Below are 13,302 nucleotides of genomic sequence, written 5' to 3'. Positions count from 1 at the left end.
GGCCGTGGACAGCTTTCTTCTGGCCATCAAGTCGCGCCGGGACGTTCCGAGTTCCGAGCTCGATTTGCTGGTACGCCGCGTGGTGGTCATCTTGTCGAGTTCCCGCTGCGGGTCGAGTCTCTTCAAGGAAGCGCTCTCTCAGCATCCGCGCATTGCCTCGCTGGACGGTGAGCTGGATCCGCTGCTGGCGCTGTCCGGCAATGGCTTCAATCAGAACTCGGACAGCGATTGCCTCGAGTGGGTGGCCAACACGGCGGAGCTGACTAGCAGCATCATGGACGAACTTTCATTCGTCTCGACAGAGCTGCTGGACCATGAGTCGCTGCTGAGGAAGTGGAAGAACCGGCTGCTGCTGCAGTTTCCCACGCACTTCCTGAGGGCTGATGCCGCGCAAGGCCTGGAGCAATCGCTGGAGGTCGCGTTGAGCCAGATCGACCGTCATGACTGCCGCAGCGAGGCCGAGCTTCAGGCGTTGATCCTCGCCACCGTGTTCCACGACGAGCCCTGGCGCATCGGCTACTACGACGGCAGCGCAAGGCCGGCTGCGGGCCTCTATTTCGACGAGCCTGTGAAGATCGAAGAGCCGCCGTTCGTGGTGCCCACGCTGAGACGCCGTCGCTTCGGTCTGGCCGATCTCGGTAATTCCGTGCTGCTGTTCAAGTCCCCGTCCGATGCCTATCGGATTGGCACCTACGAGCAGCTCTTTCCCAATGCGAAGGTGACCTACATCCACCTGACGCGCGGCTTCGCGCAGTCCGTCAACGGCCTGATGGACGGTTGGCTCTACCCGCTGGGGTTCTTCTCTCACGATCTCAGCAAGATCGGCTGCCAGCTTGCCATTCGCGGCTATTCGGATGTGGTGCCATTCGGCGGCAAATGGTGGAAGTTCGATCTGCCTCGCAATTGGAGACATTACACGCGCGGCAGGTTGGAGAACGTCTGTCTGAACCAGTGGTACTCCGCGCAGGATGCCATTCTACAAAGTGGTGTCTGCAGCCTGCGCGTGTCTTTCGAGCAGTTCATGGCCGACCCCGCCGCGGTGCTGGGATCGATCACCGACCACCTGGGATTGCCCGCCATGACCTTGCCAGGCGAGCTTCCTGTGAAGATGGCGACCGAGGCACCGCGTGCCCGACGCTGGCAAAAGCGTAGCGATTTGATTCTGCAATTGGCGCAGCGGGCCGAGGTGCGAGAAATGATGAGCCGGTTGGGCTACACCATGGAGCCGGACACATGGGTATGAATGCCAGGTTTCTGCTGCCTTACCTGATGGGCCAGCGCCGCGACGGCTTGCGCCGCGTGCTCGACGTGGACCCGCATGAATGGGAGGTGATCGCCGATGACTCGCTGAACGCCACACGGATCGACGATGCCGTGGTCAAGTTGAACCACTTGGGCCGCCTCTACGCCATGCTGGCCGCACGTGTTGCAGCGGCGGCCCGCGGTGGCATGCGGCCTGTCAGCGTCGCCGGGGACTGTGTCTCCAGCCTGGGCATGTTGGCCGGACTGCGGCAGGCCGGTCGGGCACCTGAGCGGGTGCTGTGGCTGGATGCGCATGGCGATTTCCACACCTGGGCGACGAGCCAGACGCAATACATCGGGGGCATGCCGCTCGCGATGTTTGTCGGCCGAATCGACACCGGGCCGGATCCGCGCAACCAGGCGGTGCGCGATTGTCTGGCCTGCATCGGCGCGCAGGCCTATCCGGAATCACAGATTGTGTTGGCTGATGCGCGAGACCTTGACCCTGGAGAGCGGGAGGCTTTGCTGGGCTCTCGAATCGTTCGTGTCTCGCTGGACCAGGTGCTGGCGCAGCTGCAACCGCGGGAGCGGATCTATGTGCATTGGGATACGGACGTCATCGACGATCGCACCCGAATGCCGGCACTCAAGTACCACGTGCAGCAAGGCCCCAGCGCGGCAGATGTGCAGGCGCTCTTCAAGGTGCTGCGTGGCCATGACGTGGTGGCGGTGTCCGTGTCGGCGTGGCATGCGGAGCAGGATGTGGGGGACCAGACTGCGCGGAGCTGCATGGAGGTGTTGAACACGCTCATTGAGAGCTGATTTCCCTGGACGGCCCGACATTCTGGAATCCAGGACCGCGTTACGCTCGCCAAGTGAGGAATTGTTTGAAGTCAGCCGGATTGAGACTGGACCGGGTGGGGCGCTTCAATCGATTCGCGAAGGTGTCCTCACTTCACACGTCCGCCATTGATTGAGGTCACCGTCCGAAAGCAGGTGCCCTGAGTCGATCAATGCGCGGAGACGGCGCTCTGTGTCATCAAAGGCGTCGTCGTCGTCGTGAATCTGACGTGCCTTCAATGCGCGATCTACGTTCGCCATGATTGCGGCCACCTTCGTACCCCAGGGCTTGACCGACTCCAGTATGAGTGCGTCCAGTTCTTCTTGAGAGAGCGTCACAATGTCTGTTCCGAGCTTGCCAAAGCGAGCATTGTCATTCTGAAATTCTTCGACGGGATGACCGACGAAGCGGCCGGTCAGGCGCGGGGAGGTCATCGAGATGGATGGAATCAGCGATATGAGCCCCGGTGACGGCCCCGGACCTTCCCGATTCAAAGACGTTGATCGGCCACATCCCGTGGCGGCGGCGTGGCGCCCCTTGTTGAGAGACATCGTGCGTTGTTTTGCACACGGGGATTACGCCCTCTCCGCGGGTATCTCGGGCGTGGAGCCCATTTCGGCAGGGATCGCTGAACAGATTCGCGCCTACATCACGGAATACGGCGCCAGATTGACAGAGCTGCCGGAGGCCGCTTGGCAATCGTCGGTGTCGCAGTGGTATGACCCGCATTGGGAGGTGCTGGTCGACCTGTGGACCGTGGAAGAGGGCCCGAGTGACCTGGTGCTGAAGGCGCGGGTGCGGGAGACGGATTCGGGCGATCGAATCACCGTTGAGATGGTTTACGTCCCATAGCTGGCACAGGCGCACGCCATGCGTCAATCAAGCGCCGGTCAACGGGGAATGTCGACCGGCTGTGGCGGAGCAGGGTTTGGGCCCTCGTCAGCAGTTCGGGCCGTTGAAAGGACTTGGTCAGCCGCGCCGAGTCGCAATGCTTGTGGTGCACAGCAAGCCAGCATCGGATGCCAGGTCGGCGTTCTGGCGCTCGACGGCTCCCGAAGATGACGGCCTTTGGCGGAAATGTCCCTCAGCTCAGCGCCTTGGCCAGCATCGGCAGACTGATGTCCATCCGGTAGTCGACCGCCGTGTGGTCGTCGTCGAACTCTTCGTAGGTATGGCGGACGCCCAGGTCGTTCAGGCGCTGGTGCATGCGGCGAGCGCCGTAGACCAGGTTGTATTGATCGACGTCCCCGCAGTCGATGTAGAGCGCCTTGAGGGCTTTCAGGCCCGGACCGTGAGCCTCGACCAAGGTCAGCGGGTCCCAGGCCATCCAGTTGGCCCATCGCTCGGGAATCAGCTCGCAGGTGTCCAGGGTGACGGGCAGCCGGACGCCGTAGGCCGCAGAGGGATCGGGGTCGAAGCTGGCGGCCTGGGCCAGCATCATGATGATGTGGATGTCGCTGTCCTTGGGCTTGCGGGCCGCCCAGAAGGCGTCCACCCATCGTCCGATGTCTGGCTGCTTGGCCAGTGCGCGCAGCACGGGGACAAACTCGTGGCGGTAGAGCAGCTCGAAGCCCATATCGCCGGAATGCACGGCGGCCGCGCTCCAGAAGTCCGGATGCAGCAGGGCGTGGACCATGGCGCCGTAGCCGCCGCTGGACTTTCCGAAAAGGCCGCGTCGGCCGCTGCCGCCGCAGCTGAAGCGGTCCTCCACGAAGGGCACGACCTCGGCGCGAAGGAAATCGTCCCAGCGCCCCATGGCCACCGAGTTGACGTATTGATTGCCGCCGAGCTTGGTGAAGCAGTCCGGGAAGGCGACCACCACCGGCGGCATGGAGCCGGAGGCAATCAGGCGATCCAGCCGCTCGGGGACGTTCTCGCCGAAGCTCTTCCAGTTGGTGTGCGCCGGGCCGCCGGCAGTGAAGCCGACGATGTCGACCAGCAGGGGCAGATCCCGGCCGTCATGGCCGTGGGGAATGTAGACGTCCACGAGACGCCGGGTGGGGGCGTGGACGAGGTTGCCAGCGAGGACTTTGCTGTCGAGCGTCAGGCGATGGACAGTACCGGCGGGGGTGGTCGGGTCTTTGTGCATGGGGTCTGGTCTCGGGTGGAGGTGAGTGCACCGTGGGTGGGGACCATCATCGCGCAAGCGGGGAGGGTGGGGCTTGCGGTGGCGATCTCTTCGGGTCTTGAATGAGCCTCCGCAAAATCCGGCGCGGTTCACTACTTCATCGCGCCCAATGCCGCTTAAGAAGTACCTGGGCGCGCTAGAAGAGCTGGGGATGGACCGCAGCCGCGTCGAACTGATCACCGTGGGGGTTTGAATGGCAGTCAAGTTTTTTATCGGCGAGTACCGCGTTCTCTGGGAGGCCTTGACGCGCCATCAGGCGGAGTTGGAACGGGAGTCGGAAGCTACCGAGGACGAGGATGCCCAGTTGCTTGTGGATGACAAGCTGCAGAAGATCGAGGACATGCTTCGAAGTATTGCCATTGCCGCGAAAGCGGATTGGGACATCGACCTGGCGTGACTTGGTCGTCGCAGCGTGCAGAAGGTGCCTTATAGCGCAAGCCAACGGGCGCGAACGCACCTTCACGCGGTGGCGCTGCGGCCCACTGGCTCTCGCTTCGCGGCCTGTTCACCGGGGCGCGCATCGCCTATGAGTCCGCTGATTCACGGCGGTTGACGTCGTATAAGGACACCAGTGGGAACGGTGCCGTCCTTTGCCCGTTCTGGGAAGCCGAATGGGAAAAGGCCCCAAAACGACAAAAGCCCCAGAGGTTTCCCTCTGAGGCTCGAATCGGTTGGTGGAGAGGAGGAGGATCGAACTCCCGACCTTCGCATTGCGAACGCGACGCTCTCCCAGCTGAGCTACCCCCCCAACAAGCCAGCGACTATAGCAGAGAATCGCTGCACGCAAGGGCGTCCGGCCCTGCTCCTGGAGCGACCCGAATGAGCGTCCGTCCAACTCCCGAATGGCTGCAAGCCCAGTATGACAATCGCGCCCGCGTGACCAACAGCGCGGTGCTGCTGGACCGCTGGGCACGCGCGTCCGCACTCGCTCGCGAACATCTGTCCTCACGCCTGGATCTTGCCTACGGCAGCGATCCCGCCGAAACGCTGGACATCTTCCTGACCAACACCGCAGAGCCCGCGCCGGTGCTGGTGTTCCTGCACGGCGGCTACTGGCGCGCGCTGGACAAATCCGATCATTCGTTTCTGGCGCCCGTGTTCACCGATGAGGGCGCCATCGTCGTGGTGCCGAACTACAGCCTCTGTCCGTCGGTGACGATGGACCGCATTCCGCTGCAGATGACGCAGGCGCTGGCCTGGGTCTGGCGACACATCGCCGACTTCGGTGGCGATCCGAACCGGATCATCGTGGTCGGCCATTCTGCGGGCGGTCAGTTGGCCTGTCTGATGCTGGGCTGCGATTGGAAGTCCATCAGCGTGGAACTGCCGCGGCATCTGGTGAAGGGCGCACTCAGCCTGTCCGGCCTGCATGACCTGACCCCGCTGCCGCGGGTGCCGTTCCTTCAGCAAGACCTTCGCCTGGATGAAGCCACCGCCCGTCGCCTGAGTCCGGTGCGCATCGAGTCGCCCGAGCCGCCGTTGTATGCGGTGGTGGGCGGCCTGGAGAGCGAGGAGTTTCTGCGTCAGACCCAGGCGATCCGCGCAGCCTGGGGCGCTCGCGCGGTGTCAGTGTGCGAGGTGTTGCCCGGCTTCGACCATTTCACCGTGCTGCACGACCTGGCCGATGCCGAGGGGCGAAGCCATCAACTGGCGCGCCGGCTGCTCGATCTGCGTTGGTACAGCGCCTTGATGTGAGCGGCGGGAAGCCGCGCCCGGCACGCTACCAGCGGCAGCCCTTGTCGCGCGCCGCGTCGCGCACCAGCGGCACCACCGCCAGAACGCCGGAGTCCGCATAGGCCTTGCGACAGTCCTGTTGCTGCGCCTTCTTGATCTGCTCCGCCATCTTGTCGTCCGGCTTGGGCGGCGTGGGCACCGCCTGGAGCACGCCGTAGGCGTTGCCACGCGGCAGCGCCGGTCCCCGCTGCGGGCGCAGGTCCAGGTTGAGCCGCGGCGCGCTGGGCGGTGTGGAGGCCGGCGTGGCCACGTCATAGCCCACCCGCGAACCCGCATCCGGCGCCCCAACGCTGGGCTGCGTGGTCGTGGGCGTGGTGGAACCGTCCAGCGAGGTGCGATTGCTGGGTGAGGGCGCCGTCTTCGGCATGGATGGTGGCGTGGCGTTGGGCGTCGATGGGCTGTTCGTGGTCGTAGTGGACGGCGACAGGGTGGGTGCGGGCGTCTGCGGTACGGGAGCGGGCGCGGCTGCCGGCGTCGGCGCGGGGGCTGGCGCAGGCGCGGGTGTAGGTGCAGGTGCAGGCGCGGGTGCGGGCGCTGGCGCTGGCGCTGGTGCAGGTGCAGGTGCAGGTGCAGGTGCAGGTGCAGGTGCAGGCGCAGGTGCGGGCGCGGGCGCAGGCGTCAGCGGAGGCAATTGCGGAGGCGCCGTCAGATCGGCCGGCGGCGGATTGGCCAGGCGAGGGCGCACGCTCGGATCGCGATCCAGGCGACGCAAGCTGGTGGCTGGCGTCTCGGCGAGCGTGGGGAGCGGGGGCTCCGGCAGGTTGAGCGAGGTCGATGGCGCTTGCAGCGGTGCATCGGCGCTGCTGGCCGGCACTCGCTGCAGGCCGTCGCGCTGGGTGGTGAGGCGGGACGGGGCGGGCGTGCCCGTGTCAGGCAGCGTCAACGGCGTCGGGGTGGGTGCGGGTGGGGGCGTCAGCAGAGGTTCCGTGGGCGGCGCTGGGTCCACAGCCGCGGGCGCCGGCAATGGCGCTGGCTCCGGCTTGGGTGACGCCACGATGGGTGGCGTAGCGGCCGGTGTAGGGGCCGGCGGCGCAGGCGTGGGCGCTGCGGTCTGGGGGCCAGGACTTGCCGGGGCGGTCAGCGTAGGCGTGGCGCTGGGGGGCGTCGGAGCGGGTACCTTGCGCGATGGGTCCGGCGCACGCTCGGCGGGTTGCGTCGCTGCGGGCGCAGGGCGAGCGGGCTCGATGTCCCCCAGCAACTCGTCACCCTGTTGCTGGCGCCATTGGCCTTGTCGAGCCGCACCCGGTGCCGTGAGCCGCTCGTTGGGTGCCGGTTCGGGACGGACAGTGCCGCCAAAGCGCGGCTGCTGGGCGGTGCCGACCGGGCCGCGCTCCGGCACGATCTCGGCCGGCTCGCCGGAGCCGGGCTCCGGACGGTCGCTTTGCAGTCGGACATTCAACTGGCCCCAGACGCCCTCGCCGGGTTTGGCGCTGCCGCCCGGCGCGTTGCCGATCACCAGCACCAACAGCACATGCAGCAGCACGGCCAACAGCAGGGCCGAGCCCATCTGGTCGGGCACCCGAGCGGGTAAGGCCGGTGGAACGGGATGAAGGACGGCGGACAAGTTGGCGCGGGGCTGTCGGCGCGAAGGCCTTTCGGTCGATGGGAATCGCGCGCGGCGGGGCCGGCGGTTCAGCGAGGCGCGCGCGCATGCGTATCGAGGCGCAGCATAGCCCGGATCAACTGCCCACTCCTCGGAGGAAATACTTGATCAGGCCCTTGGCGACAAAGCCCACCAGCCCGAATCCCAGCCCCAGCAGCAGCACGAAGGTGCCGAAGCGGCCCGCCTTGGACTCCCGCGCCAGCTGAAGAATGATGAACACCATGTAGAGCATGAACGCCCCGACTCCGAAGGTCAGGCCGAACTGCGCGATTTCCGCTTCGGTATAGCCGAACATGTCAGCGCTCCGAGGCCACGGGCCGCACCAGATCGCGGTAGGCATGCCAACTGGCATGTCCCAGCCACGGCAGCACCACGATCAGGCCCAGCATGGCGGTGGCCATGCCGATCAGTGTCATCACCAGGATCAGCAGCGCCCACATCGCGAGCGGGGCGGGATGGGTCATCACCACCCGCCAACTGGTGAAGACCGCCGCCAGCAGGCTGACCGGGCGGTCCATCAACAAGGGCACGGCCACCACCGACGAGGCGAACACCGGGGCCGCCAGCAGCGCGCCCAGGGCCAGCCAGGTCTCGAACAGCCAGCCGCGCTCGGCCAGCACGACATGGCGCAGGAAGTCTTCAGGCGTGTCGATCGGGCCCGCAGCAAAACCGGTAATCAAGGCCGCCGAGCACAGCATCCAGCCACCGCCGGACACGGCCAGCAGCAGGCCGAAGGCGACCAGACGTCCCCGTGTGGGCTGCCAAGCCCGCAGGGCGGTGGCCACCGTCGCGGGCCGATGCTGCTCAAGCGCCCGGCTGCAGGCGTAGAAGCCGCCAGCGAGGATGGGCGCCACCAGCAGGAAGCCACTGAAGGCGCCCGCCAGCAGCCAGAAATGATCATGGGCGACCGCCACGATCAGCGCACCGGCCAGCGCCAGCAGCAGGCCTTGCAACAGCGAGGGGACGGGGCAGCGCCACAGGTCGCCCCAGCCGCGAGCCAGCCAGCTGATCGGCCGGAGCATCGGAATGGCGCGCACGCCGAAGCTGCGGGACTCGCGCAGCGCGTCCTCGGTGGGCAGGCCGAAGCGTGAGGCGCGGGGCTCCGGCGCGGGGCGGGGACGTTCAGGCGGAGGAGTGGTGGGCATGGTGCGCAATGCTGCCGTGCCCGCAAGGATCAGGGATTGATTCTGATCATGCAAGACGCCTGCAGAGGCGACTGCCTTGAATGAAAGGAAGCGGTGGCTGGACCGATGCCGGTCCATTCGCGGCCAAAGGCCCGTCCGCTGCCGCGTGGATGGACGCGGGCCGCCGCCAGGGGCGACTCAGGTGCCAGGTGTGGCCTGGGCCGCCAAGTCGGCGCGGCGAGCGCCAGTGAAGCGCTTGGCCCAGTAGGCCTCGCGCATGTCTTCCACCCGCACCGCACCGCCGACGCGTGGCGAGTGGATGAACTTGCCCTCGCCGACATAGATGCCGACATGGGAGAAGGTCGCGCGCATGGTGTTGAAGAACACCAGATCGCCCGGCTTGAGCTCGTCCTTGCTGATGGCCACCAGGCTGGACAGCTTGGCCTGCTCATCCGCGCGACGGGGCAGCACCAGGCCGACGCTTCGCTCGAAGATGTGACGCGTGAAGCCGCTGCAGTCGAATCCATTCGACACCGAATTGCCACCGCGACGGTAGGGCACGCCCAGGAAGTTCATCGCGGACATGACCAGGTCCGAAGCCTTGTCACGCACTTGGTTCAGCAGCCCGGCGTTCTCCGCCTGGGTTTGCGCCTGCGCTTGCGCGACGATGCCGCGCTGCTGCAGGAAGCGGGAGACCGAGTCCCCGGCGGCCACACCCGCCGCACCCATCATCGCGGTGGGCGGCAGGCCGTTGGGGGCTGTGGGCGCGGCGCTCGTGCTGTTCGCCGTGGCCGCGGCGAGGGTGGCCATCGCCGGGGCGACGGGCAGGGCCGCCGCTTGCGGCGCAGGGCTGGTCGCAGCGGTGGCCGTGCCGGTGGCGCGCATCAGGCTTTGGCCGTAGGCGCCCATCATGGTGCCGGCCGGCGGAGCGGCGTCAGGCTTGGCGTCGCTCTTGGTTTGTGCGGTCTGCGTCGCCGAGGGCTTGTCTTGTGCGCGGTCCGACGCCTTCTCCGCAGACTTCTCAGCGGTCTTGTCAGCCAACTTGTCCGAAGACTTCTCGCCGGCCTTGAGCTCGGCAGCCTTCAGATCGGTTGTCTTGTTGTCCGCCGACTTCTCTGCGGACTTGGACTCTGCTTTTTTGTCGGCCTTCTCAGCCTTGTCGGCCTTGCCTTCCGACTTGTCGTCGACCTTCGCCACTTTGGCCGACCCCGCCTTGCTGGACTTGGCGTCCTTGTCGCGAGCGGCCTGCGTTTTGGTCGAGTCGGCGGAGGACTTCTTGGTCGCCTTATCCGCCTTATCCGTCTTGTCGGCCTTGCTCGACTTCGAGGACTTGGCGCTCTGCGCGTGGTCTGCCGTGTGGGTGCCGTCTGCCTTCTCGGCCTTCTCGGCCTTCTCGGATTTCTCCGAGGCCTGCGATGCCTTGGCCGGCTCGGCCGCCTGCTCGCTCGCCGCTTGCGCCCAGCAGTTGCCGCCGATCAGGGCACATGTCAACCCCAGTGCGGCCGTGGCGCGCTGGACAGCTGTCTGGCGTGGGGAGGAGGGGGAGAGGAAGGAGACGTTTCTCATCGGTGTTGGGCGCGGAGCTTAGGAAGCCTCCGCCCCCCGGTCAAGCGTCGCGCCTCCGGGATTGCCCGTGGATGACGCCTGGCTGCGGGAAATCACGGACGCCTGGGCGGCCGGTCCTTCCCTCGGAAAAGCCTGGATTGGACCATAGGGCTTGTAACGAAGTCTGTTTGCAGACGTTTCAGAGCGTGTGCTTTTTTGCGCCTTATCGGTTTGAAAACCCGGGGACAGGTCAGGGTGTCGTCAGACCTTGCGCATGAAATCGAAGGACGGCGACTGAAGAACGCCGACACGGAGACCCGACATGCGCTATCAGGACTTCCACGATCGTTCCCTCAACGATCCCGACGGCTTCTGGACCGAGCAGGCCCGACTGATCGATTGGGAGCACCCGTTCGACGAGGTCTGCGATGTCAGCCGTCCCCCGTTCGCCCGCTGGTTCGTCGGGGGACGGACCAACCTCTGCCACAACGCGGTCGATCGCCATGCCGCGCAGCGGCCGGATGCACCGGCGCTGATCTGGGTGTCGACCGAAGTTGGCCAGGAGCGCACCTATTCGTTTGCCGAGCTGCTGCGCGAGGTCAGCGCCATGGCGGTGATCCTGCAGCAGCAGGGCGTGAAGGCCGGCGATCGGGTGCTGCTCTATATGCCGATGATTCCCGAGGCCGCTTTTGCGATGCTGGCCTGCGCGCGCTTGGGCGCGATCCATTCGGTGGTGTTTGGCGGCTTCGCCAGCCATGCGCTGGCCAACCGGATCGACGATGCACAGCCGCTGTTGATCGTCAGCGCCGATGCGGGCAGCCGCGGCGGCAAGGTGGTGCCCTACAAGCCCTTGCTGGACGAGGCGATCCGTCTGGCCGCCCACAAGCCGGCGCGCATGGTGATGGTGGATCGCGGCCTGAGCGCCTTCGAGCGCGTGCCCGATCGCGATCTGGACTACGCCCCGATGCGCGCGGCCGCCCTGGATGTGCCGCTGGACTGTGTCTGGATGCCGTCTGACGCGCCCAGCTACACGCTCTACACCAGCGGCACCACTGGCAAGCCCAAGGGCGTGCAGCGCGACACCGGCGGCTATGCGGTGGCGCTGGCGGCCAGCATGAAGCACATCTTCGATGGGCGTCCGGGCGAGACCTTCTTCTCCACCAGCGACATCGGCTGGGTGGTCGGGCACAGCTACATCGTGTATGGGCCGCTCATCGCGGGCATGGCCACGCTGATGTATGAGGGCCTGCCCACCTGTCCCGATGCCGGCATCTGGTGGCGACTGGTCGAGCAGTACCGGGTGACCGGCATGTTCAGCGCCCCGACCGCGGTGCGGGTGCTGAAGAAGCAGGATCCGGGCTTCCTCACCCGCTATGACCTGTCGTCGCTGCGGGCGCTGTTTTTGGCGGGCGAACCGCTGGACGAGCCGACGGCACGCTGGATCTCCGAAGGCATCGGCAAACCCATCGTCGACAACTACTGGCAGACCGAGACCGGCTGGCCAATCCTGACCCTGGCCCGTGGCGTGGCGCCGGCCGAGCCGCGGCTGGGGTCGCCGGGTGTGCCGATGTATGGCTATCGGGTGCAGTTGCTGGATGAGCAGTCGGGTGAGGTGCTCACCGGCGCGAATCAGAAAGGCCTGCTGGTCATCGAAGGTCCGCTGCCCCCAGGCTGCCTGCAGACGGTCTGGCGGGATGACGACCGCTTCGTGCGCACCTACTGGTCGGGCACGCCGGGCCGGCAGGTGTATTCGACCTTCGACTGGGCGGTGCGGGACGAGGACGGCTACTACTTCATCCTGGGCCGCAGCGACGACGTCATCAACGTGGCCGGCCATCGGCTCGGCACGCGCGAGATCGAGGAATGCATTGCCGGTCATCCCGCCGTGGCCGAGGTGGCGGTGGTGGGCGTGGCCGATGCGCTGAAGGGTCAGGTCGCGCTGGCCTTTGCGGTGCTGCGCGATCCGGCGCGTGCGGCCACGCCGGCGCTGGCCCTGGCGCTGGAGGGCGAGATCCTGAAGAAGGTCGACAGCGAGCTCGGTGCGGTCGCCCGGCCATCCCGGGTGCGGCTGGTGACGGCGCTGCCCAAGACCCGATCGGGCAAGCTGCTGAGGCGCGCGCTGCAGGCGGTGGCCGAAGGCCGCGAGGTCGGCGACCTCAGTACCATCGACGATCCCAGCGCGCTGGAGCGGATCAGGGAAGAGCTGTCGGCAGCCCGCTGACGATCGGGCGCAGGCCGCGCCAGTCCTCGCGGATGTAGTGCAGCACCGCATCCTCGTGATGCGGTCCGATGATGCGGTGCGCGGCCTGCTTGACGTCGTCGCTGGCATTGGCCACCGCGATCGCATGGTGGGCAGCGCGGAGCATGGTCAGATCGTTCACCTGATCGCCGAAGACCACCAGTTCGCGGTCATGCAACTGGTAGCGCTGCGCCAGGGTGGCAATCGCCTGGTCCTTGCTTGCGCGACGATCGTGGATGTTGAGCCACGGCCAGCCCGGCATGTAGAGGTCTTCGGCCAGATGGGTGGTGACCTGGTCGCCGCACAGCGCGTGGATCTCGGCCTGTAGCGCGGCCAGCGGCTCGGCACGGTCCACCACCAGCATCGTCACCAGCGGATCCTCCAGCTGATCCTGCAGCCGGTCGACCTGGCGCAGCCTGGGGTCGGCATTGCGTTGGCGCTCGGTGACGAAGCGCTGCTGGCCCGCGTTCTGGACCTCTTGCCAGAAGAGCTGGTCGCCCTTGGGACCGTGCGTGGCGATGAAGGGCATCAGGCCGTGACGCCGCACCAGCGCAAAGACCGCCTGGCCCAGTGCGGGCGCCATCGCATTGACGAGTTCATGGCGGCCGGTGCGCAGGTCGCTGATGTAGGCGCCATTGGAGGACACCACCGGCAGCGTGATCGGCAGGCCGTCGAGGATGCGCGCGATCGACACCACATGGCGGGCGCTGGCCACGGTGAAGGCCAGGCCTTCGGACAGCAGTTCGACCAGGCCGTCACGGGTGGCGGGGGACAGACGCGCCTGCGGATCGAGCAGGGTGCCGTCCATATCGGAGACATAAAAGCGCATGGTTCGGGAGCGACAGC

13 protein-coding genes and 1 tRNA gene are annotated in these 13,302 nt (G+C 66.5%); 6 read left to right on the top strand and 8 right to left on the bottom strand.

The features are described from left to right. Positions 1-4: 4 nt before the first annotated feature. Both N4261_RS15695 and N4261_RS15690 read left to right on the top strand, forming a co-directional pair. The gene (locus N4261_RS15695) at positions 5-1,243 is read left to right on the top strand and encodes a sulfotransferase family protein (RefSeq protein ID WP_261756223.1); all 1,239 of its coding nucleotides are present in this window, start codon (positions 5-7) and stop codon (positions 1,241-1,243) included. Continuing rightward, complete coding sequence (locus N4261_RS15690) at positions 1,240-2,064, top strand: arginase family protein (protein WP_261756222.1); 825 nt, start codon at positions 1,240-1,242, stop codon at positions 2,062-2,064. The genes N4261_RS15695 and N4261_RS15690 overlap by 4 nt, the downstream gene beginning before the upstream one ends. A gap of 105 nt (positions 2,065-2,169) precedes the next feature. Here N4261_RS15690 and N4261_RS15685 read toward each other — a convergent pair whose 3' ends face one another. Next, on the bottom strand, positions 2,170-2,517 hold the full coding sequence (locus N4261_RS15685; protein WP_261756221.1) for a DUF3658 domain-containing protein: 348 nt from the start codon (positions 2,515-2,517) through the stop codon (positions 2,170-2,172). 4 nt (positions 2,518-2,521) lie between these two features. Here N4261_RS15685 and N4261_RS15680 point away from each other — a divergent pair, with 4 nt between their 5' ends. Next, positions 2,522-2,935, top strand: coding sequence for a DUF7668 domain-containing protein (locus tag N4261_RS15680; RefSeq protein WP_261756220.1), 414 nt, complete (start codon positions 2,522-2,524; stop codon positions 2,933-2,935). A 232-nt stretch (positions 2,936-3,167) separates the two neighbouring features. Here the strand turns inward: N4261_RS15680 and N4261_RS15675 are convergent, their stop codons facing one another. Next, a complete protein-coding gene (locus N4261_RS15675) occupies positions 3,168-4,172 on the bottom strand; it encodes an alpha/beta hydrolase (RefSeq protein ID WP_261756219.1) in 1,005 nt (334 codons plus the stop codon). Positions 4,173-4,404: 232 nt separating this feature from the next. On the opposite strand from N4261_RS15675, the gene N4261_RS15670 reads away from it, so the two are divergent. After that, positions 4,405-4,608, top strand: coding sequence for a hypothetical protein (locus N4261_RS15670; protein WP_261756218.1), 204 nt, complete (start codon positions 4,405-4,407; stop codon positions 4,606-4,608). Positions 4,609-4,883: 275 nt separating this feature from the next. Here the strand turns inward: N4261_RS15670 and N4261_RS15665 are convergent. Beyond that, a tRNA-Ala gene (locus N4261_RS15665) sits at positions 4,884-4,959 on the bottom strand. A gap of 71 nt (positions 4,960-5,030) precedes the next feature. Between N4261_RS15665 and N4261_RS15660 the strand changes: the two genes are divergently transcribed. Beyond that, the gene (locus N4261_RS15660; protein WP_261756217.1) at positions 5,031-5,906 is read left to right on the top strand and encodes an alpha/beta hydrolase; all 876 of its coding nucleotides are present in this window, start codon (positions 5,031-5,033) and stop codon (positions 5,904-5,906) included. Between the two features lie 25 nt (positions 5,907-5,931). On the opposite strand, the gene N4261_RS15655 is transcribed toward N4261_RS15660, so the two are convergent. The 4 genes from N4261_RS15655 to N4261_RS26240 all read right to left on the bottom strand — a co-directional run bounded on the left by N4261_RS15655 (position 5,932) and on the right by N4261_RS26240 (position 10,238). Further along, positions 5,932-7,509 carry a hypothetical protein gene (locus N4261_RS15655; protein WP_261756216.1) on the bottom strand — a complete coding sequence of 526 codons (1,578 nt, stop codon included), beginning with the start codon at positions 7,507-7,509 and terminating at the stop codon, positions 5,932-5,934. 115 nt (positions 7,510-7,624) lie between these two features. Continuing rightward, positions 7,625-7,843: a DUF2788 domain-containing protein gene (locus N4261_RS15650; protein ID WP_261756215.1), complete on the bottom strand. Its 219-nt coding sequence runs from the start codon at positions 7,841-7,843 to the stop codon at positions 7,625-7,627. Position 7,844: 1 nt separating this feature from the next. Then, positions 7,845-8,693, bottom strand: coding sequence for a DUF2189 domain-containing protein (locus tag N4261_RS15645; RefSeq protein ID WP_261756214.1), 849 nt, complete (start codon positions 8,691-8,693; stop codon positions 7,845-7,847). A gap of 177 nt (positions 8,694-8,870) precedes the next feature. Then, complete coding sequence (locus N4261_RS26240; RefSeq protein ID WP_435531932.1) at positions 8,871-10,238, bottom strand: C40 family peptidase; 1,368 nt, start codon at positions 10,236-10,238, stop codon at positions 8,871-8,873. A gap of 301 nt (positions 10,239-10,539) precedes the next feature. Between N4261_RS26240 and N4261_RS15635 the strand changes: the two genes are divergently transcribed. Next, positions 10,540-12,438: a propionate--CoA ligase gene (locus N4261_RS15635; protein WP_261756213.1), complete on the top strand. Its 1,899-nt coding sequence runs from the start codon at positions 10,540-10,542 to the stop codon at positions 12,436-12,438. Here the strand turns inward: N4261_RS15635 and N4261_RS15630 are convergent. Continuing rightward, positions 12,410-13,285, bottom strand: coding sequence for an HAD family hydrolase (locus N4261_RS15630; protein ID WP_261756212.1), 876 nt, complete (start codon positions 13,283-13,285; stop codon positions 12,410-12,412). The two genes, N4261_RS15635 and N4261_RS15630, sit on opposite strands and share 29 nt — an antisense overlap. Positions 13,286-13,302: the final 17 nt, after the last annotated feature.

The organism is Roseateles amylovorans (assembly GCF_025398155.2).
GTDB lineage: Bacteria > Pseudomonadota > Gammaproteobacteria > Burkholderiales > Burkholderiaceae_C > Roseateles > Roseateles amylovorans.
This window is presented reverse-complemented; position numbering and strand designations above follow the sequence as displayed.